The organism is Phenylobacterium sp. CCH9-H3, assembly GCF_001557235.1.
Lineage (GTDB): Bacteria > Pseudomonadota > Alphaproteobacteria > Caulobacterales > Caulobacteraceae > Phenylobacterium.
Map to the genome: position 1 here is coordinate 29,920 of NZ_LSJI01000099.1, position 20,557 is coordinate 50,476.

19 protein-coding genes are annotated in these 20,557 nt (G+C 69.4%); 13 read left to right on the plus strand and 6 right to left on the minus strand.

Annotated features, from left to right (window positions below; translation table 11 throughout):
* Positions 1 to 15: 15 nt before the first annotated feature.
* The 5 genes from AX721_RS09360 (at position 16) to AX721_RS09380 (ending at position 7,526) form a co-directional block, all read left to right on the plus strand.
* Positions 16 to 894, plus strand: coding sequence for an ABC transporter ATP-binding protein (locus tag AX721_RS09360; RefSeq protein WP_068875747.1), 879 nt, complete (start codon positions 16 to 18; stop codon positions 892 to 894).
* 18 nt (positions 895 to 912) lie between these two features.
* Positions 913 to 4,491 (plus strand): M1 family aminopeptidase, encoded by a 3,579-nt coding sequence (locus AX721_RS09365; RefSeq protein WP_068875748.1) that lies wholly within the window; start codon positions 913 to 915, stop codon positions 4,489 to 4,491.
* Positions 4,492 to 4,708: 217 nt separating this feature from the next.
* Positions 4,709 to 5,449: a DNA repair protein RadC gene (gene radC, locus AX721_RS09370; RefSeq protein WP_068875749.1), complete on the plus strand. Its 741-nt coding sequence runs from the start codon at positions 4,709 to 4,711 to the stop codon at positions 5,447 to 5,449.
* Between the two features lie 121 nt (positions 5,450 to 5,570).
* Complete coding sequence (locus AX721_RS09375; protein ID WP_068875750.1) at positions 5,571 to 6,701, plus strand: patatin-like phospholipase family protein; 1,131 nt, start codon at positions 5,571 to 5,573, stop codon at positions 6,699 to 6,701.
* A gap of 39 nt (positions 6,702 to 6,740) precedes the next feature.
* Entirely contained in the window at positions 6,741 to 7,526 is a 786-nt protein-coding gene (locus AX721_RS09380; RefSeq protein WP_068875751.1) for a 3-hydroxybutyrate dehydrogenase, read from the plus strand.
* A gap of 6 nt (positions 7,527 to 7,532) precedes the next feature.
* Here AX721_RS09380 and AX721_RS09385 read toward each other — a convergent pair whose 3' ends face one another.
* Positions 7,533 to 8,687, minus strand: coding sequence for a trans-acting enoyl reductase family protein (locus tag AX721_RS09385; RefSeq protein WP_068875752.1), 1,155 nt, complete (start codon positions 8,685 to 8,687; stop codon positions 7,533 to 7,535).
* A 78-nt stretch (positions 8,688 to 8,765) separates the two neighbouring features.
* Between AX721_RS09385 and AX721_RS09390 the strand changes: the two genes are divergently transcribed.
* The 3 genes from AX721_RS09390 to AX721_RS09400 are packed head-to-tail and all read left to right on the plus strand — an operon-like array spanning position 8,766 to position 11,467.
* Positions 8,766 to 9,833 carry a beta-N-acetylglucosaminidase domain-containing protein gene (locus AX721_RS09390; RefSeq protein ID WP_068875753.1) on the plus strand — a complete coding sequence of 356 codons (1,068 nt, stop codon included), beginning with the start codon at positions 8,766 to 8,768 and terminating at the stop codon, positions 9,831 to 9,833.
* A complete protein-coding gene (locus tag AX721_RS27330; RefSeq protein ID WP_068875754.1) occupies positions 9,830 to 10,798 on the plus strand; it encodes a pepsin/retropepsin-like aspartic protease family protein in 969 nt (322 codons plus the stop codon). Before AX721_RS09390 ends, AX721_RS27330 begins: the two co-directional genes overlap by 4 nt.
* A gap of 42 nt (positions 10,799 to 10,840) precedes the next feature.
* Positions 10,841 to 11,467 (plus strand): DUF4142 domain-containing protein, encoded by a 627-nt coding sequence (locus tag AX721_RS09400; protein WP_068875755.1) that lies wholly within the window; start codon positions 10,841 to 10,843, stop codon positions 11,465 to 11,467.
* Between the two features lie 83 nt (positions 11,468 to 11,550).
* On the opposite strand, the gene AX721_RS09405 is transcribed toward AX721_RS09400, so the two are convergent.
* Positions 11,551 to 11,979 (minus strand): response regulator, encoded by a 429-nt coding sequence (locus AX721_RS09405; protein ID WP_068875756.1) that lies wholly within the window; start codon positions 11,977 to 11,979, stop codon positions 11,551 to 11,553.
* A gap of 568 nt (positions 11,980 to 12,547) precedes the next feature.
* Entirely contained in the window at positions 12,548 to 13,996 is a 1,449-nt protein-coding gene (locus AX721_RS09410) for a sensor histidine kinase (protein WP_068875757.1), read from the minus strand.
* Positions 13,997 to 14,108: 112 nt separating this feature from the next.
* Here AX721_RS09410 and AX721_RS09415 point away from each other — a divergent pair, with 112 nt between their 5' ends.
* Entirely contained in the window at positions 14,109 to 14,477 is a 369-nt protein-coding gene (locus AX721_RS09415) for an EthD domain-containing protein (RefSeq protein ID WP_068875758.1), read from the plus strand.
* Positions 14,478 to 14,479: 2 nt separating this feature from the next.
* Here AX721_RS09415 and AX721_RS09420 read toward each other — a convergent pair whose 3' ends face one another.
* The gene (locus AX721_RS09420) at positions 14,480 to 14,875 is read right to left on the minus strand and encodes a hypothetical protein (RefSeq protein ID WP_068875759.1); all 396 of its coding nucleotides are present in this window, start codon (positions 14,873 to 14,875) and stop codon (positions 14,480 to 14,482) included.
* A gap of 68 nt (positions 14,876 to 14,943) precedes the next feature.
* Entirely contained in the window at positions 14,944 to 16,599 is a 1,656-nt protein-coding gene (locus AX721_RS09425) for a M20/M25/M40 family metallo-hydrolase (RefSeq protein WP_068875760.1), read from the minus strand.
* A gap of 111 nt (positions 16,600 to 16,710) precedes the next feature.
* Between AX721_RS09425 and AX721_RS09430 the strand changes: the two genes are divergently transcribed.
* The 4 genes from AX721_RS09430 to AX721_RS09445 all read left to right on the plus strand — a co-directional run bounded on the left by AX721_RS09430 (position 16,711) and on the right by AX721_RS09445 (position 19,010).
* Complete coding sequence (locus AX721_RS09430; RefSeq protein ID WP_068875761.1) at positions 16,711 to 16,980, plus strand: hypothetical protein; 270 nt, start codon at positions 16,711 to 16,713, stop codon at positions 16,978 to 16,980.
* Between the two features lie 132 nt (positions 16,981 to 17,112).
* A complete protein-coding gene (locus AX721_RS09435; protein WP_068875762.1) occupies positions 17,113 to 17,769 on the plus strand; it encodes a hypothetical protein in 657 nt (218 codons plus the stop codon).
* A gap of 3 nt (positions 17,770 to 17,772) precedes the next feature.
* Positions 17,773 to 18,174 carry a phage holin family protein gene (locus tag AX721_RS09440; RefSeq protein WP_068875763.1) on the plus strand — a complete coding sequence of 134 codons (402 nt, stop codon included), beginning with the start codon at positions 17,773 to 17,775 and terminating at the stop codon, positions 18,172 to 18,174.
* Positions 18,171 to 19,010, plus strand: a complete 840-nt coding sequence (locus AX721_RS09445; protein ID WP_068875764.1) for a DUF3618 domain-containing protein — start codon at positions 18,171 to 18,173, stop codon at positions 19,008 to 19,010. Before AX721_RS09440 ends, AX721_RS09445 begins: the two co-directional genes overlap by 4 nt.
* A 132-nt stretch (positions 19,011 to 19,142) precedes the next feature.
* Here AX721_RS09445 and AX721_RS09450 read toward each other — a convergent pair whose 3' ends face one another.
* A complete protein-coding gene (locus AX721_RS09450; RefSeq protein ID WP_068875765.1) occupies positions 19,143 to 20,468 on the minus strand; it encodes a dicarboxylate/amino acid:cation symporter in 1,326 nt (441 codons plus the stop codon).
* Positions 20,469 to 20,557 lie beyond the last annotated feature (89 nt).

The following is a 20,557-nucleotide window of genomic DNA, read 5'->3' on the forward strand; positions in this document are numbered from 1 at the left end:
GGAAGTCAGAGGGTCATGCTTTCCATCAAGGGTTTGACGCACGTCTATCCAAACGGGACGCGCGCGCTGGACGGTGTCGATCTGGAGATCGGCAAGGGCATGTTCGGACTGCTGGGCCCCAACGGCGCCGGCAAGTCCACGCTGATGCGGGCCATCGCCACGCTGCAGACGCCGACCTCGGGCTCGATCCGGTTCGGCGACATCGACGTGATCGCCCAGCCGGAGGCGCTGCGCCGCACGCTGGGCTACCTGCCCCAGGACTTCGGCGTCTATCCGCGGGTCTCCGCCCTCGATCTCCTGGACCACATGGCCGTGCTGAAGGGTATCGCCGGGAAGGCCGAGCGCAAGGAGACGGTCGAGAGCCTTCTGCAGCAGGTGAACCTCTGGGACGTGCGCAAGAAGGCGGTCGCCGGCTACTCCGGCGGCATGCGCCAGCGGTTCGGCATCGCCCAGGCGCTGATCGGCCGCCCCACCTTGATCATCGTGGACGAACCCACCGCGGGCCTCGACCCGGAGGAACGCAACCGCTTCCTCAACCTGCTGGCCGAGATCGGCGAGAACGTGGTGGTGATCCTGTCCACCCACATCGTCGACGACGTGGCCGACCTCTGCCCCCGCATGGCCGTGCTGGCCGGCGGCCGGATTCTGCAGGAGGGCGCGCCGGCCGATCTGGTCCAGGGTCTTTCGGGCCGCGTCTGGCGCAAGGTCATCGACCGGCACGAGCTCGAGGCGGAGCGTGCGCGCAGCCAGGTGATCTCCACCCGGCTGGCGGGCGGCCGCACCGTGATCCACGTCCTCTCCGACAGCGCCCCCGGCGCCGGGTTCGAGCCCGTGCCGGGCGGCCTGGAGGACGTCTACTTCTCGACCCTCGCCGCCTCGCGCCGCGCGGCCTAGGCGAGAGGTCGTAAGGGCATGTTCGGCAAGATCGCGGCCTTCGAGCTGCGCTACCAGCTCCGCCAGCCGATCTTCTGGATCGCGGGGCTGATCTTCTTCCTGCTGGTGTTCGGCGCGGTCGGCATCGACCGGGTGCAGATCGGGGCCGGCGGCAACGTCCACAAGAACTCGCCCCAGGCCATCGGCCAGATCGTCATGGTGATGACGGTCTTCTTCATGTTCGTCTCGACCGCCTTCGTCGCCAACGTCATCGTGCGCGACGAGGAGACGGGCTTCGGCCCGATCGTGCGGTCCACGAGGATCGGCAAGTTCGACTACCTGTTCGGCCGCTTCGCGGGCGCCTTCGCCGCCGTGGCCCTGGCCTTCCTCTTCGTCCCCGCCGCGATCGTGGTCGGCTCGCTGATGCCCTGGGTGGATCCCGAGACCATGGGTCCGAACCGGCTGGCCGACTACGCCTTCGCCTATGTGTGGCTGGCCCTGCCCGGCCTGTTCCTGACCTCAGCCATCTTCTTCACCCTGGCCACGGTCACCCGCTCGATGATGGGCACCTATCTGGGCGTGGCCGGGTTCATGGTGGCCTACCTGGCCATGAACGTCGCGCTGCAGGACCCGGAGAAGCTGCAGCTCGCCGCCCTCGTCGAGCCGTTCGGGCTCGCCGCCTGGGAGCTGGCCACCCGTTACTTCACCGCCGCCGACTCCAACGGCCGAATGCCGGATCTGGTCGGGCCGCTGCTCTGGAACCGTCTGATCTGGCTGCCGATCGCCCTCGCCTGCCTTGGCAGCGCGTGGTTCACCTTCCGCTTCGAGGCCAAGGCGGGCCGGGCGCGCAAGCCGGCCGCTGCCGCCGAGGCGCCGCCGGCTGCGCCGCCCTCGCGCCGCCTGCCCGCCCCCGGGCGTGGCCTCGAGGTCGCCTGGGCGCAGTTGCTCAAGCGCACGCGCTTCGAGATGGGCCAGGTGTTCAAGAGCCCCGCCTTCGCGGTGCTGCTTCTCCTCGGCCTGTTCAACAGCCTGGGCAGCCTGATCCTCGGCGACGAGCTCAGCGGCGCGAAGCTCTACCCCGTCACCCGCTGGGTGATCGGCACGCTGCAGGGCAGCTTCAGCTTCCTGGTCGTGATCGTCGCGGTGTTCTACGCGGGCGAGCTGGTCTGGCGCGAGCGCGAACGCAAGACGCACGAGATCGTCGACGCCACCGCCGTTCCCGACTGGGCCTTCGTGGTCCCCAAGACCCTGGCCATCGCCCTGGTCCTGATCGCCATGCTGCTGGTCAGCGCCGCGGCGGGCGTGCTCGTTCAGCTGTCGAAGGGCTTCTACGATCTGCAGCTGGCGAAGTACCTCTACTGGTACGTGCTGCCCAGCGCCGTGGACTGGACGCTGATCGCGGTCCTGGCCGTGTTCTTCCAGGCGGTCTCGCCCCACAAGTTCGTCGGCTGGGGCCTGATGGTGCTCTATCTGATCGCCGTCCTCGCCTTCCCGACCCTGGGGTTCGAGCACAACCTCTACCTCTACGGCGGCCGCGTCGCGACGCCGCTCTCGGACATGAACGGCCAGGGCGACTACGCCGGCTTTGCGGCCTGGTTCCGCGCCTATTGGAGCGCCTTCGCCCTCATCCTGCTGGTGTTGGCCTATGGCCTGTGGCGGCGCGGGACCGAGACCCGGATGCTGCCGCGGCTGAAACGCCTGCCCCGCCGCCTGCTGAGTCCCGCCGGGGCCATCGGGGCCGCCGCCGTCGCCGCGTGGATCGGCCTGGGCGCGTTCATCTACGACAACACCAACGTCATCAACACCTACCGGACCTCGGTCGAGGAGGAGCGGTGGCTGGCCGAATTCGAGAAGGGGTTCCTCCGCTACGAGAAGGTCGCCCAGCCCTCTGTCACCGACGTGGCGCTGGACCTGGACCTTCACCCCACCCTGCCGAAACTGGTCACCGAGGGCGTCTACCAGCTGGTCAACGACACCGGGGCGCCGATCCGCGAGCTGCACGTGCGCCTGGCCCGCGACACCAAGGCCCTGCAGATGTCGGTGAACGGCGCCGGGCGCGTCCGCACCTTCGACCGCTTCAACTATCGCATCTTCACCTTCGATGCGCCGCTCCAGCCCGGCCAGCGCACGGCGCTCTCGTTCCAGACGGTGATGCAGCAGCGCGGCTTCAAGAACTCGGGCAACACCACCCGCATCGTCGACAACGGGACCTTCGTGAACAATTTCGAGTTCGCCCCCGTCGTCGGCATGGACCGCGCGCAGCTGCTGCAGGACCGCGCCAAGCGCCGCAAGTACGGCCTGCCACCGCAGCTCCGGCCGCCCAAGCTGGAAGATCGCGCCGCCCAGGCCCGCAACTACCTGGCCAACGCCGACTGGGTGAACGCCGACATCCGCGTCACTACCGACGCGGACCAGACGCCCGTGGCGCCCGGCTACAGGATTTCGGACACGATCAAGGGCGGCCGGCGGACCATCCGTTTCCGCACGGACGCCCCCGTGCTGAACTTCTTCTCGGTGCAGTCCGCCCGCTACGCCATCCGGCGCGAGGTCTACAAGGGCGTCGAACTGGCCATCTACTACGACCGCCAGCACCCCTGGAACGTCGAGCGGATGATCAAGGCGCTGGAGACGGGCCTCGACTACTTCCAGGCCAATTTCAGCCCTTACCAGTTCCACCAGGCGCGGATCGTCGAGTTCCCGGGGTACGAAACCTTCGCCCAGGCCTTCGCCAACACCATGCCCTACTCCGAGAGCATCGGCTTCGTCACCGACAACACTGATCCGGAGAAGATCGACTACGTGACCTACGTCACGGCGCATGAGCTGGCGCACCAGTGGTGGGCCCACCAGATCATCGGCGCGGACATGCAGGGGGCGACCGCCCTCTCCGAAACCCTGGCGCAGTATTCCGCCCTGCTGGTCATGGAGAAGACCTACGGCCAGGCCGGCATCCGCAAGTTCCTGAAGTTCGAGCTGGACCGTTATCTCCGCAGCCGCGGCGGCGAGCTGGTGGAGGAGTTGCCCCTGATCCGGGTCGAGAACCAGCCCTACATCCACTACCGCAAGGGCTCGCTGGTCATGTACCTGCTGCGCGACCGGATCGGCGAGGCCAAGGTCAACGCCGCGCTCCGCCGGCTGCTCGCGCAATACGCCTTCAAGGGCGCCCCCTACCCCCGCTCGCAGGATCTGGTCGACGCCCTGCGCGCCGAGGCCGGACGCGATCCCGTGGCCCAGCAGCTGATCACCGACCTGTTCGAAAGGATCACGGTCTACGATCTGTCGACCAAGACCGCGGCCGTGAAGACGCGCGCCGACGGCCGCTACGACGTCACCCTCACGGTCGAGGCCAAGAAGGCCTATGCCGATGGCCGGGGCCAGGAGACGCCGGTGGCGATCCCGGCCGGCGAGGTGTTCGACGTGGGGGTGTTCGACGCCGAGCCCGGCAAGCCCGGCTTCGGCGCGAAGAACGTCCTGGCCTTCCGCACCACGCCCCTGAGGTCCGGCCCGCAGACGATCACCCTCGTCGTGGCCAAACCGCCCCGGTTCGCCGGCGTTGACCCCTACAACAAGCAGATCGACCGCAATTCGGACGACAACGCCATCCGGGTCGAGAACTAGCCAAGGTAGGCCAGCTCCGTCGCCCGATCCGGCCCCACCAGCACCAGCGTGACCACCAGCGCGGCCACGGCCAACACGCCGATCAGCGTCCCGATTTTCATTGTCCCCTCCATCCCGGGACGAACCTTGCAACGCCGGCGCCGCGGGGGCCTCCCCCGATCGGGGGCGTCTAGCTTGGCCTTGCATTTTGCGAACAATTCGGGAACATTGCAACCTCATGGCCCGCCCCTTCTCCGTCGAGGACGCCTCGCCCCAAAGCCAGCTCTGGCGCCCCGCGCCGGCGCCGAAGCCGCACTACGCCGGACATCGCGAACGCCTGCGCGAGCGCGCCGCGGCGGGCGGTCTGGCCGCCCTGCCCGACTACGAGGTGCTGGAGCTGCTGCTGTTCCGGACCATCCCGCGCGGCGACGTCAAGCCACTGGCCAAGCAGCTTCTGGCCCGCTTCGGCTCGCTGGGCGGCGTGCTGGGCGCCACGGCCGAGGAGCTGCGGACCGTGGCCGGCGTCGGCGAGGCGGTGGCGCTGGACCTCAAGCTGCAGCACGAGATCTCGCTGCGCACGGCGCGCGAGCAGGTGGCCCGCAGGCCGGTGATCTCGTCGTGGACAGCCCTGCTGGCCTATGTGAAGACGGCCCTGGCGCACGAAGCGCGCGAGCAGTTCCGCGTGCTCTTTCTCGACAAGAAGAACCAGCTGATCGCCGACGAAGTGATGAACCGCGGCACGGTGGACCACGCGCCGGTCTATCCCCGCGAAGTGGCCCGCCGGGCGCTGGAGCTGTCGGCCAGCGCGCTGATACTCGTGCACAACCACCCCTCCGGCGATCCGACCCCCTCCAGCGCCGACGTGGACATGACTCGCCAGATCGTGGAGGCTGTCCGCCCCCTGCGCATCGCCATCCACGACCATCTGGTGGTCGGCCGCGACGGCGTGGCCAGCTTCAAGGCCCTCGGCCTGATGTAGCTGATGACGGCGCGCGGCGGGTTTTTTGCGCAGGCGCCCGCCTCGACCGCCACAGTCCCGCCTCGCCGCTTGCGCAGAGCGGCGTCGCGGGGTGCGATGGGCGCCCGATGCGGAGCGCGCCATGACGATCACCGCCGCCGAATGCGACCGGGTGCTGGTGCTGCAGGGCGGCGGCGCCCTGGGCTCGTACCAGGCCGGCGTTGTCCAGGGCTTGGAGGAGGCCGGCCTGCAGCCGGGCTGGGTGGCCGGCATCTCGATCGGGGCCATTAACGCGGCCCTGATCGCCGGCAACCCGCCCGAGAAGCGGCATGAACGGCTCGAAGCCTTCTGGCGGCTGGTCTCCTCCGCCGCACCGGCGCCGCATGCCCCGTCCAACGAGCATCTGCGCGCCTACTGGAATGAGGTGGCCGCCACCTGGATCGCCGCGTTCGGAGTGCCCGGCTTCTTCACCCCCCGCGTACCGCCGGCGATCCTCTACCCGCCCGGCGCGCCGCAGGCGATCAGCCTCTACGACACCGCCCCGCTGAGAGCGACGCTGGAGGAGATGGTCGACTTCGACCGCATCAACTCCGGCGAGATGCGGTTCAGCGTGGGCGCCGTGAACGTCCGCACCGGCAACTTCGCCTATTTCGACAATACCCACTGCCGCATCCGGCCGGAGCACATCATGGCCTCGGGCGCCCTGCCGCCCGGCTTCCCGCCGGTGGAGATCGACGGCGAGCACTATTGGGACGGCGGCATCGTCTCCAACACGCCGCTGCAGCATGTGCTGGACGAGGCCGGCGACCGCGACCTGCTGATCTTCCAGGTCGACCTGTTCAGCGCCCGCGGCGACATGCCCAAGACCCTGTTGGAAGCCGCCGAGCGCGAGAAGGACATCCGCTTCTCCAGCCGCACCCGGCTGAACACCGACGTCCAGGCGCGCCTGCAGAACGCCAAGGCGGCGCTGCAGCGCCTGCTGGCGCGCCTGCCGCACGACTTCGACGGGCCGGAGGACGTCGCCCTCCTGCACGCCTTCGCCCAGGAAAACCGCATCGCCATCGTGCAGCTGATCTATCGGGCCAAGCTCTACGAGGGGAACTCCAAGGACTATGAGTTCTCGCGCGTCACCATGCAGGAGCACTGGCGCGCGGGCCTGGCTGACGTGCGCCGCACCCTCGGCCGCTGCGAGGCGCTGGCCCTGCCCGAACGGCCTGGCGTCGCCACCTACGACCTCACGGGCGATGGACGACCGGACGTAAATCCGCCATGAGGCTTCGCTGCACTGCACAATAGCCAGACGGAGTCCGCCATGTCCCTGCAAGCCAAGACCGCCCTCGTCACCGGCTCGACCAGCGGCATCGGCCTGGCCATCGCCCGCGCCTTCGCCGAACAGGGCGCCAACGTGGTCATCAACGGCTTCGGCGATCCGGCCGCCATCGAGGCCGAGCGAGCCAAGATCGAGGCGGACTTCGGTGTACGCGCCGCCTATGACGGCGCCGACATGACCGACGGCGCGGCCATCGCCGCCATGATCGCCAAGGCCGAGGCGGACTTCGGCTCCCTGGACATTCTGGTGAACAACGCCGGCATCCAGCACGTTTCGCCGATCGACGAGTTCCCGGTCGACAAATGGAACCAGATCCTGGCCATCAACCTGTCGTCCGCCTTCCACGCCATGCGCGCCGCGATCCCGGGGATGAAGGCGCGCAAGTGGGGCCGGATCATCTCCACGGCCTCCGCCCACAGCCTCGTGGCCTCGCCGTTCAAGTCGGCCTACGTCGCCGCCAAGCACGGCATCGCCGGCCTGACCAAGACCGCCGCCCTCGAGGTCGCAACCCACGGCATCACGGTGAACTGCATCAGCCCCGGCTATGTCTGGACGCCGCTGGTGGAAAAGCAGATCCCCGACACCATGGCGGCCCGCGGCCTGACCAAGGAACAGGTGATCAGCGACGTCCTTCTGGAGGCCCAGCCCACCAAGCAATTCGTCACCGTGGACCAGGTGGCGTCGCTGGCCGTCTACCTCTGCTCGGACGCCGCCAGCCAGATCACCGGCGCCAACCTCTCCATCGACGGCGGCTGGACGGCGGAATAGCGGGCCCTACTCCACCGTAAACGTCAGCCCGGCGTGCTGCTGCAGCCGGTCGACCAGCCGTCCCTGCAGGGCCGCGCCGGGGGTCCAGATCCCGCCTTTCACGTCGGGCGCGTTCACCAGGGCGATAGCGGTCTCGGCCAGCATCTTGGACGTGGAGCCGTAGCCCGGGTCCTTGTCGCCCTTCACCGAAGCGCGCACCTGCCGCCCATCGGCGCCGGTGGCCACGAACAGCACGTCGTAGAAGCCCGCCTCGCGCTCTGCCTTGGTCGGCCCCTCGCCCGGCTTCGGCCCGCCGCCCGGCAGGCTGCCCAGGTCGGTGAAGCCGGGGCCGCCCGCACCCGGCGCGCCCATCACCATCTCGTCGTAGACGAAGTCCTTGCCGTAGGCGTGCCCCATCAGGAGGTTCGAGCGGTGGACGTTCTTGGTGTTGATGATCGCCATCATGAACGGCGCCACCGGGCCCACGTCGGGATCGTCGCCGGCGGCCGTGCCCGGCGGCTGGGCCGGCCCCTCGAAGCCGGGGGTCAGGCCGAAGGGGCTCATCATCACCGCCAGCTGCGACGGGTCCTTCTGGATCGAGGCCATGGTGGCCGCCCCACTGGCCGCCGTGCCGCCCGACAGGCCCCCTTGCATGCCGCGCACCCGACCCTTCACCCGCGGCGCCGGGCCGCCCAGCTTCGCCCTGGCCGCTTCCTGGGTGAAGTAGACGCCCAGTTCGAACGGGATGGAATCGAAGCCGCAGGAGAACAGGATCCGCGCGCCTGACGCCTTGGCCGCCGCGTCGTGCGCGTCGATCATCCGGCGCATCCAGTTGGGCTCGCCGCAGAGGTCGAGGTAGTCGGTCCCGGCCGCCGCGCAGGCCGCCACCAGGTCCGAGCCATAGAGCTGGTACGGGCCGACCGTGGTGATGATCGCCTTGGCCCGGCCGACCATGGCCTTGAGCTGTTCCGGATCGCTTGCATCCGCGACCACCAGCGGGGTGTCCTTGGGGGCGCCGATCTCGTCGCGGACCTGCGCCAGCTTGTCGGCCGAGCGGCCCGCCATGGCCCACTTCACCTCGCCGCCCACGCCGTAGCGCTGCGCCAGGTGCTCGGCCACCAGGCGGCCGGTATAGCCGGTGGCGCCATAGACGATGATGTCGAACTCGGCGTTGGGGTTCATGGGCGCTTCCTCGATTTTGCTGGCGCGGACCTTACAAATTTACATCGTTCTCGCAACCGGGTCCGTTATCAGGGGACCATGACACCCGAGCTCGGCATCATCGAGGGCTTCTTCGGCCGGCCGTATTCGTGGGAGGAACGGGCGGGCCTAGTCCGCGCGCTCGCCCCGGCCGGCTACGGCTTCTACCTCTATGCGCCCAAGGCCGACGCCCATCTGCGCCGCCGCTGGCGCGAGCCCTATCCAGATGCGGAATTGCAGGCGCTGGCCGCCTTCGCCGCGGCTTGCCGGGAGGCGGGCGTCCGGTTCGGCGTCGGCCTCAGCCCCTACGAGCTCTTCCTCGGCTTCGACGCCGGCGCGAAGGCGGCGCTGGCGGCCAAGCTTGCCCAGCTCGACGGCCTGGGGCTCGCCGACCTCGGCGTCTTCTTCGACGACATGAAGGGGGACTTGCCGGACCTCGCCGAGCGGCAGATCGAGATCGTCCACTGGATCGCCGAACGCACCACGGCGGGCCGGGTCATCGCCTGCCCCAGCTATTACACGGACGATCCGGTGCTGGACCGGGTCTTCGGCCAGCGCCCCGCGAACTACCTGGAAGACCTGGGCGCCGGTCTCGATCCCGCCATCCAGATCATGTGGACGGGCGAGGAAGTCTGCGCGCGCGAGTTCTCCCCCGGCCACTTGGCCCGCGTGACCGAGCAGATGCGGCGCAAGCCGTTCCTTTGGGACAACTATCCGGTCAACGACGGCCCGCGGATGAGCCGCCACCTGCACCTGCGGGCCTTCACCGGCCGCCCCTCGACCATCGCCCCGCACGTCGCCGCCCATGGGATCAACACCGCCTCCCAGGCCGTGCTGTCGCAGATCCCGGCGCTGACCCTGGCGGAGAGCTACCGGGACGGGGCGGACTATCAGTATCTGGCCGCCTTCCGCCGCGCGGCGGTGGCGGTCCTGGGTCCGGACCTGGCGGACGGCGTCGAACGCACCCTGCTTCTGCTGGAGGACGCGGGCCTGGACGGGATCAGCGCGGAGCAGAAGACCCGCCTGCAGACCCGGTTCGCCGCGTTCGACCATCCGGCCGCCCGCGAGATCCTGGCCTGGTTGGACGGCGCCTTCGCCATCGGCGCCGAGGAGCTGCAGACACAGTGATCAGCCGGCGCGGCTTCCTTTCGCGCCTCGGCCTGCTGGGCGCCGCGGGCGGGGCGCTGTTCCTCGTGCGCGACCGCCTGCCCTGGCCGCCGCTGGAACCCCGCTTCGCAAACGGCCGCGACACGCCGTGGCAGCCGCTCGCCGCACGGGGCGGCCTGATCGATATCGCCGCGACGGTGAACGGCGCGCCCATCCGGGCGGTGGTCGATTCCGGAGCCCAGTTCTCGGCCGTCGATCGCGCCCTTGCCCAGCGCCTCGACCTGCCGCGCACCGTGGCCGCCCCGATCCTGGCCTATGGCGTCAGCGGCGCGCCTAGCCTGACCCATACCGTCCGCCTGGACCTCGCCCTTCCCGGCCTGCACATCCCCCGGCTCAGGGCGGCGGCCTTGAACCTCGCGGAGATCTCGGCCGCCACGGGGCGCGACTTCCAGCTGCTGATCGGGCGCGACGTGCTGCGCCACCTGGTGGTGGAGGCAGATTTCCCGCGCGCTCGGGCCCGCTTCCTGGCGCGGCACGCCCATCGTCCGCCCCGCGACGCGCTCCACGTTCCGTTGCGGCTCAAGGGCGGCGCCCCGATGGTCGCCGTCCACATCGAGGACGCCCCGCCGCTCGACGTTCTGGTCGACACCGGCGCCAGCGGCGTCCTGGCGCTGTCCGCCCCGGCGGCGCAGGATGCCGGCCTGCTGGCCCCAGGCCGCCGCGTGACCTCGGCGCATTCGGTGAGTCTCGGAGGCTTGAGCCTGGACCGCATGGTCACGGCGCGCACGGTCCGGCTGGCCGGGATGACGCTGCGGGACGCGGAAATCCAAGTCTATACGCCCGCAGCCAACGCGCCGGCGCCGGCGGGCCTCCTTGGCACGGGCCTCTTTCGACAGTTCCGGTTGTCCCTCGACCTCGCCGGGCAGCGGATGTTCCTGGTTCGGTCGGGGCTTATCATTGTGCCGATGCCGGAACCCCTTGGCTGACCGGCCGTTTGGCCCTCCACCACGCCTCAAGGGAGAGCCTCCATGAAACGCGCCATGATGTTTGCGGCCGCCGCCGTGACCGCGATGTCGCTCGCCGCCTGCCAGCAGAAGGACGAGACCGCGACCGCCACGGACCCCGGCACGTCGAACGAAGCGGTCAACGCCGCCCAGGACGCGACCTCGGCTGCGGTCGGCGCCACCGCCGCCGCAACCGTGGGCCAGGTGTCCACGGACGCCTTCGTCACCAACGCCGCGATCAGCGACATGTACGAGATCCAGGCCGGCCAGATCGCCCAGAAGAAGGGCCAGTCCCAGGGCGTGAAGGATTTCGGCAAGATGATGGTCACCGAGCACACGGCGATGACCAACGAGATGAAGCCGCTGATCACCGCCGCCGGCAAGACAGCGCCCACCGGCCTCGACGAGCGCCGCAAGGGCCTGATCGACAATCTGAACGCGGCGTCCGCCGCCGACTTCGACAAGACCTACCTCGCCCAGCAGGAAGCCGCCCACAGCGAGGCCCTGACCCTGATGCAGGGCTACGCCGACAACGGCGACGATGCGGGCCTGAAGGCCGCGGCCGCCAAGGCCGTGCCCAAGATCCAGGCCCATCTGGACAAGGTGAAGTCGCTGCAGGCCGAGCCTGCCGCGGCGCCGGCCAAGAAGTAGCCGGTTCCTCCAGAAACCACGACGCCCGCCGGGTCACGGCGGGCGTTTTGCTTTTGGGGACGGCGAGTGCGAGGGGCGCGGACTTAGCTCGCGCGGCTGAAGGCCGGCGCTCGGGGCGCCGCAACGCATCGCTTGATGGTCGCCATCAGGCCCGACACCAGGATCGGCTTCGACACGAAATCGTTGAAGCCCAAGGCTACGTATTCGGCCGGCCGCCGGGAATAGACGTCGGCGGTCACGGCGATGACCGGGATGTCGCGCTCCGGCCCGCTGGAGCTGCGCAGGCTCTCGATGACGTCCACGCCCGTCATTCCGGGCATGTGGATGTCGAGCAGCATGATGTCGAAGGTCTCGACCGCCAGGCGCTCGAGAGCTTCCTGGCCCGAGCAGGCCATCACGGCGTCATGGCCGAACGCGCTCAGGATTTCCTGGACCACGCGCAGGTTCATCGGGTCGTCGTCGACATGCAGAACCTTGAGAGGCCTGCCGAAATCGACCGGGGTGTCCGGCACGGTGGAGCTCCGCGGAGCGGCGCCGGGAATGCGCCCGACTACGCCGCGAATCTGGCGATGGGGATTTAAGGTAAGACTGACAGACGTACTGAATCCGCGTTAACCGCGCCGAATTCTGCACCCCTTGAGATCAACGACGGTCGCACACGCCCGCGCCACAAGCTTCCGTCACGGCAATCGCGCCACGGTTGCAAGACTTCGATGGTTAAGGCCTGACGAGACCGCGCGCCTCTTCTTGGCGCGATCTACACCAGTCGGGCCACGACTGCGATCAGCCCCGCGGCCGACGCGGCCATGGCCAGCGTCTCGGTGAGCCGGGACCAGCGGATGGCATAGCGGACGCGCATCAGGCTTCTCCAAGCAGTGGGGGCTCGCCACCCGGATCTCCGCACTCAGGGGGGAGGTTTGGGTCGCGGAAGAGGCGGAAAGCGGCTGGGGCGGCCGCTGGGCCCTCCGGGTGGCGAGGTCTCGTGAATCCAGTTCCTGCATGTTTAGTAATTACTGGACTCTTCGCCGTCAACTACGTTTCGCGGGACTCTGTGGCGATATTGCGGAGCCTGGCTTCCGATCAGGCCAGGGCGAGAATGGGCGTGGTCTCCAGCGGCGCCGTGATCCGGCACACGACGCCCTCCGGCGCGAACTCCAGGTCGGCGGACCCACCCAGTTCGCTGCGCACGCCCTGGGTGAGCAGGCGCGAGCCGAACCCGCGACGCTTGGGCGGAACCACCGACGGCCCGCCCGCCTCGCGCCACTCCAGCGCCAGCACCGAAGCCGGACCGCCCGCCCGGATCTCCCACGACACCCGCACCTGGCCGACCTCGTTCGACAGCGCCCCGTACTTCGAGGCGTTGGTGGCGAGTTCGTGCAGGGCCATGCCCAGCGCCAGCGCCGCACGGGCGCCCAGCCGCGCGTCGGGCCCTCCGCGCGCGATGCGCGCCACGTCGAAGGGCGCGAGCGCCACCTCCACGATCTTCCACAAGCCCGCGCCTTCCCAGTTCTCGCGTGTCAGCACGTCGTGGGCCGAGGCCAGCGCCATCAGGCGGCCGGTGAAGATCTCCATCATCTCCTCTGGCGTGTGCGCCGAGCGCAGGGTCTGGCGGGCGATCGACTGCACCGAGGCCAGGGTGTTCTTCACCCGGTGATTCAGCTCGTTGATGAGCAGCGTGCGGCGCTCCTCGGCGCGCTTGCGCTCGTCGATGTCGAGCGCCGCGCTCAGCGTCTTGATCACCCGGCCGTCTGCGTTGCGCTCGAAGGCCACGGCCCGGTCCAGCACCCAACGATAGCCCCCGTCCCGCCGGCGGACCCGCAGCTCGAACTCCTGCACGTCGCCATCGGCCCCCGCCGTCAGCCGCTTCAGGCGTTCGGCGATCTTCGGGAAGTCGTCCGGATGGATCAGCGAGCGGATCAGTTCGCCGCCGCCGGCCATGAGCTCCACCGCGGAATATCCGTATACGCCCTCGGCGCGCCCTGCCGCCCAGGCCGGTCCGCCCGCCTGGAAGTCGTAGATGTAGTTCGCGGTCGGGGCGACCGCGTTGATATGGCTGAGCCGCGCCTCGTTCTCCCGCACCGTGCGGTCCAGCGCCTGGGTGTCGGTGATATCGTAGAGGCTGACCACCACGCCCGTGACGGCGTTGCGTCCGCCGCCCCGGGGCACGACGAAGATCCGGGCGTCGCGTCGTTCGCCCGACGCATCCTGGACCGAGAGTTCGGCCTCGTGCGGCTCCCCGCCGAGGGCCGCCGCCAGCGGCGCATCCAGGCGCGCCCGCAAGGGGGCGCAGATCGCGTCGGCGAGGCGCTCCCCGGTCGCCGGGACGGGCCGTGTCATCCAGCGCTGAAACGCGGGATTGGCGTAGTCGATGCGGCCTTCGCTGTTAACGGCGAGCACGCCCCACGGTGCGTTGTCGGTCATGCGATAGAGGCTGGCGCGATCGATCGGCGGCTTGGCGGCAAGCTGCGCCTCCAGCTCGGCCACCCGGGCCGCCAGGCGCGCATTCTCGCTTCTGAGCTCGTCGGACATTGTCCGCGCCCCTAGCCTCCAGCCATGTCACGACACCGTCGAACCTAGCCTGAGCCCAGGGTTCTGGCGAGCGCCGTTCGCCTGTTATGGTTGAGTCGGGAGGCGTATCGCCATGATCAAACTCACGTTCTGCCTGGTGCGGCTCGCGTCCCTCAGCCGCGCCGAGTTTCAGAAGTACTGGTACGACACGCACGGCCCACTGGTGGCCAGCGTCGCCGACGCCCTCCAGATCCGACGCTACGTCCAGACCCACAGTCTTCCGGCGGACGTCAGCGTCGGCATCCGCGCCAGCCGCGACGCGCCGCCTGACTTCGACGGCGTGGCCGAGCTGTGGTTCGACAGCCTGGAGGCCATGGCGCAAAACGGCCGCCGCCCGGAGGCCCAGGCGGCGGCCGCGTTGCTGCTCGAGGACGAGAAGCGGTTCATCGACCTGCCCCGCTCACCGCTCTGGTGGGGGCAGGAACGGGTGGTCGTCGGCTAGCCTCAGCAGGCGTAGCGGCGCTCGATCGTTACCCGGCGGCCGATGTAGGGGTCCCAGACGCGGTCGCGTGTGACGCAGGTCCGGTACGGACGGTCGTAGTAGGCGTGGGGTCGGCCACGGTAGTAGCTGTCGCGGTAGTAGCCGCCGCGATACCGCTCGTAGCGCGGGTCGTACGAATAGCCGTTGTAGTAGTAGCTGCGGCTCCGGTCGCCCTTGCTGGACAGGGCCGCCCCCAGGGCCAGGCCCGCAACGCCTCCCAGCACGGCGGCGGCCACGGCGTCGTCGTTGTCCTTGTGGCGGTGATGCCGGTAGCGGTCCGCTTGGGCAGGCGCCGCGGTCGCCAGGACGGCGCCGGCGGCGGTCACGGCGGCCAGGGCGGTGGTGAGGACCTTGCGCATGAAATGCCTCCTGAATTGAAGGCATTAACGCGCGTTCACCCTGAACCGTGCCTGAACGCCTCGGTCAGCTACCGCCGCGCGGCGGCGGACTTCGCCCGGACCGGCTTGAACTCCGAGGTGGCGTTCCAATCCGGCCAGAGACGGGAATTGGCCAGTTCGCGGCCGGCCTCGAAGGCCAGCGTCACGTCCTGGGCGGCGCCGCGATAGTCCTGTTCCGGCGCCCAGACGTCGCAGGTCTGGTGGTAGCAGCGGGCGGTGTAGTCTTCGACCCACCGGTCGCCCGCCGCGCGGCCGCCGTTCACGAGGTCGGCGCCGCCGCTCATGCCCATGAACAGCACGGTCGGCACGCCCCGCTTGGCGACCGAGAAGTGGTCGGCGCGGTAGAACAAGGCTCGCTCCGGCCGCGGGTCCGGCGTGATCGTGCGACCATGCCTTGCCGCCACCTTGGCCAGGTGCGCCTCCAGTTCGTTCTGTCCCGAGCCCACAAGCACTACGTCCCGGGCCGGTCCGCCCGTCTGCAGCACATCGTAGGTGTAGTTGGCCACCATCCGCGCCAGATCGCCCTCGTGACGTTGGGCATAGTATTCGCTGCCCAGAAGACCGCGCTCCTCGGCCGTCCAGGCCGCGAAGACCACCGTCCGCTCGGGCGGCGGCCCTGCCTTGAAGGCCCGCGCCGTCTCGATCACGCCGGCGACGCCAACGGCGTCGTCCACCGCGCCCGGACGGATCACCTTGCCAGTGGGGTCCGCGGGGTCGATCCCGTAGGCGTCCCAGTGGGCGGCGTACAGCAGCGTCTCGTCCGGACGCCTGGCGCCGGGGATCTTGGCGAGGACGTTCTGGCTCTTCAGCGGCGTGAAGCTGTTGCGGTAGTCGGCCGAGAACGTTGCGCCCTTCAGCGCCACCGGCCGGAACGCCGCGGTCTTGGCGCGCGCCTTCTCCGCCTCGAAGTCCAGTCCCACGTCCTTGAACAGCTGGACCGTCAGGTCGCGCTGGATCCAGCCCTGCAACAGCAGCTTGTCCCGCGCCGGATCGGGGCGGACCACATCGAAGCTCTCGCCGTTCGAGGCCACGACCGTGTTCCAGCCATAGGCCGCGCCCGCCGTCTCATGCACGATCAGGACGCCCAACGCCCCGCGCCGCACGGCCTCCTCGTACTTGTAGACCCAGCGGGCGTAGAAGGTCGCCGCCTTGCCGCCGAACTTGCCGGACACCGCATCCTGCGGCGTCGCCTCGAAGTCCGGATCGTTGATCAGGACCAGGGCGATCTTGCCCTTCAGGTCCACGCCCTTGAAATCGTCCCAGCCGCGCTCGGGCGCCGTCACCCCATAGCCTACGAACACCAGCGGGGCGGCCTCGATCACCACCCGCTCCACCGGCCTCTGGGTCTCGATCCGCAGGTCGGTCTGCTCGTGCAGCGCCTTGGAGCGTCCTGCCGCCGCCAGGGTGAAGGTCCCGCCCGGCTGGGTCTGGTAGCGCCACAGCGGGACCGCCTGGGTCCACCCGCCATCGTCGCCGGCAGGCGTCAGGCCCAGCGCCTTGAACTGAGCCACGATGAAGTCGACGGTCTTCTGCTCGCCGGGCCCGCCTGGACCGCGGCCAGCGTAGGGCTCCGACGCCAGCTCGCGGGTGATGTCCGAGAGACGCTGCGCCGAGATCTCCTGAGCCGCAGCGGTCGTGGCGAAGAATGAGGCGGCCAGGGCTAGGCCGGTAAAGGTACGCGTCATACATCCTCTATAGAGTGGATTGCGGCGCTTGCCTTCGGTTTGACACGATAGGCGGGTGACAAGGACAAAGCGCGGCGCTCTAAGACGCGGCGAAAGATTAGGGTGCGACGGATGGGTGTGTTCGACAATTCCATGCGCAAGATGGCGGGCCGCGACGCGCCGACCCCGGACGTCGTGAAGCCCGAACGGCTGGCGGGTCACTACGACATCTACGAAGGCTACGACGATGATGGCCTCGGCCGCCTGCGCAGCCTTTCGCGGCGCACGCGCCTGCGTCTGGCGGCCGCCATGGACCGGGAGGCCCTGGCCATGGGCGCGGCGGGCCTGATGGTCGGCGTGGCCATTGGCGTGGCGGTGATGTGGCGGCGGGGCCGTCGCTAGCCGGCCTTCCCACTTTCCCTTGAAAAACTGAAGTTTCGCGTCGGCGCAACGCCACCGAACGGCATCTCCTGCGTTTAGGCCCCGAAGCGGCGGTCCCGACGGGCCGCCCCGTGCCTGCATGGGGAGAAACAGATGACCGACCTCGATACCGCCGCCACCGGAACGTCGCGCCGCACGGACCAGGCCAAGGAACTCGTCGGCCAGGCCGGCCACGCGCTGAAGGCCGAAGCCCAGTCCTTCGCCAGCGCCGCCCAGGAGCGGGTGCGGGCCGAGGCCCAGAAGGGCGCCCAGGCCGGCGCCCGGACACTCGGCGACTTCGCCAATGCCGTCCGCCGGGCGGGCGACGAACTGGCGAGCGCCGACCAGAGCCCGGCCTCTCGGCTGGTCCAGCAGGCCGCCGACGGACTGGAAAACCTCTCGCGCAGCCTCGCCGACAAGGAACCGGGTGACCTGCTGAATGCGGTCCGCGACTTCGGCCGCAAGAATCCGGCGGCCTTCATCGGCGGCGCGGTGCTGGTGGGCCTGGCTGTGGGGCGGTTCGCCCGCGCCGCCGAGCCCGATCACAGCAGCGGTCTCGACACGGAACCCCTCGAACTCGCCGAGACGGATCCCTACGCCGGACCGCTGGCGGCGCCGCAGGACGCCGGCGTGGACAGTTCGATCGCCCAGAACATGGGCAGCCTCGAAGCCACCGAGCCCACGACGGAATCGTCGATCGGCCTGGCGGCGGACGACACTCTCGACGGCGAGCCGGACGCCATCACCTCGCCGCACACCGGGGGCCGCTAGATCATGGACGGGACCTCTCCGTCGCGGGAGGCTCGGGGCCTGACCGATCTGATCGGCCAGCTGGGCGGCGATCTGGCGGCGCTGGTACGGAAAGAATCGGAACTGGTCCGGGCCGAGCTTGCCGAGAAACTCAACCGCGCCGGCCGGGCGGTGGGCGACGTCGCCGCCGGCGGCCTGCTGCTGATCGCAGCCCTGCTGGTCCTGCTCCAGGCCCTGGTGCTGGCCCTGTCCAAGTTCATGGATCCGATCTGGGCGGCCCTGATCGTCGGCCTGGCTGTGGCCGCGGTCGGCGCCCTGCTCGTGCGGGCCGGCATGAAGGCCATCTCGCCCAGCAGCCTGAAGCCCGACCGCACGACCCGGCAGCTCAAGAAGGACGCGCAACTCATGAAGGGGACGACCCGATGACCAAGACGGCAGCCGAGCTCGAGCGCGAGGTCGAAGAGACGCGCGGGCGGATCGACCAGACGGTCGAAGCCCTCAAGGACAAGATGCAACCCCGGGAACTGTTCGACGAGGCGACGAGGATGATGGGCGGCGCAAGCAACAAGGTGCTGACGACGGCGGTGGACCAGCTGCGGGAAAACCCCATCCCCATCGCCCTGATCGGTTTGGGCGTGGCCTGGCTGGCGATCAGCCAGACCCGCCGCCAGCCCTCGGCCATCGGCTACGAGGGATCGGGCTACTATCCGACCTACGAAGGCTACGACGAGGGTGAGAGCCTGCGCGCCAAGGTCAAGGCCAAGGCCGACGCCGCCAAGGCGAAGCTGGCCGACAGCGCCGAGCGGGCCAAGTCCAGGCTGGCGGACGCCCAGCATCACGCCGCGGACAGCGTGTCAGGGGTTCGCGGCAAGGTCGGCGAGTACGCCCACCTCGCGCAGGACAAGGCCGGCGAATACGGCCGCGCCGCCCGCCAGCGGTTCGACGACACGCTGGACGCCGAGCCCCTCGTGATCGGCGCCATCGGCCTGGCCGTGGGCGCCGCTATCGGCGCGGCCCTGCCCTCCACGCCGGTCGAGCGGCGCTACTTCGGCCCTGCCCGCAGCAAGGTGGCCGACCGCGCGAAGGCGTCCCTGGGCGAGGTCAAGGACGTGGCCCAGCGCGCCTACGGCCAAGTGAAGGAAGAGCTCCACCGCCAGACCGGCCCGGAGGGCGAAGGCGCCACCCTGCGCGAGAAGGCGTCTGCCCTCGCTGAAGCCGGAACCCGGACGGTAAAGGACGAATTGCAGGGTCCCGCCCACTAGTCCGGGCGGCTCGCAGACCTTTGCGCCTTGGAGTGCATTCCGCCGAAGTGGAGCCGGTTCGGCGATCAGATTGCGCTCAAAATCAAGGAGGGGCGGTCAAAGATCACCACCTTGCTTTCGTAGCGCGCGGGTTCAGTCCGCGTCGGCTTCGACCGGCTGGGCTGCAACGGGTGCTGGCGGACCGCTCAACGCGGCCGCCAGCTTTTCCTGGTCGAGCTGGCCTTCCCAACGCGAGACGACCAGGGTCGCCACCGCATTGCCGACGAAGTTGGTCAGGGCCCGGCACTCGCTCATGAAGCGGTCGACGCCGAGGATCAGCGCCATCCCCGCCACGGGTACGCTGGGGACGACCTGCAGCGTCGCCGCCAGGGTGATGAAGCCCGCCCCCGTCACGCCAGCCGCCCCCTTCGAGCTCAGCATGGCCACGCCGAGCAGCAAAAGCTGTTCGCCGAGGGGCAGATCGATCCCCACCGCCTGGGCGATGAACAGCGCCGCCAGCGTCATGTAGATGTTGGTGCCGTCCAGGTTGAAGCTGTAGCCGGTGGGCACGACCAGCCCCACGATGCTCTTGGCGGCGCCCGCCCGCTCCATCTTCTCCAGCAGCGACGGCAGCGCCGCCTCCGAGGAACTGGTCCCCAGCACGAGCAGCAGCTCCTCCTTGAGGTAGCGGATGAGCTTCAGGATCGAGAAGCCGTTCAGGGCTGCGATGGCCCCCAGCACCACCAGTACGAAGAGGATCGAGGTCCCGTAGAAGGTGGCCACCAGCGCCGCCAGGCTGGCGATGCTCTCGATCCCGTACTTGCCCACCGTGAAGGCGAAGGCGCCGAACGCCCCGATGGGCGCGGCGCGCATGAAGATCGCCACCAGCCTGAAGAACGCCTCGGCGGTCGCGTTCAGCACGTTCAGCACCGGCTCGCCGCGATCCCCGATCATCGCCAGCGCCAGGCCGAACGGGATCGAGAAGAACAGCACCTGCAGGATGTTGCCCTCGGTGAAGGCGGTCACCACCGTGGTCGGGATGATGTCCATCAAAAAGCCGATGATCGTCATGTCGTGCGACTTGGCCGCGTAGCCCTTCACCGCCTCGGCGTCGAGCGAGGCCGGGTCGATGTTCATCCCCGCGCCCGGCTGCACGACATTCGCCACGATCAGCCCGACCACCAGGGCGAAGCTCGAGACCGCGAAGAAGTAGCCGAAGGCCTTGGCGGCCACGCCGCCGACCTTGCCGATGTCGCGCATGCCGGCGATCCCGGTGACCACGGTCAAGAAGATCACCGGGGCGATGATCATCTTCACCAGCTTGATGAAGGCGTCCCCGAGCGGCTTGAGCGCCTCGCCGGTGGCTGGCCAGACGTGGCCGATCACCGCCCCCAACGCGATGGCCACGAGGACCTGCAGGTAGAGCTGCGTCCACAGCGGCCGCCTCACCGGCGCCTCGACCGTCCTGATCCCCGCCACGCGACTCCCCCTCCTGCGTCGCCGCAACCTAGCGGATGGCCGGAGCCGCGCCCACAGGGCCGGAAACATCCCTGCAAAACGGATGGCCG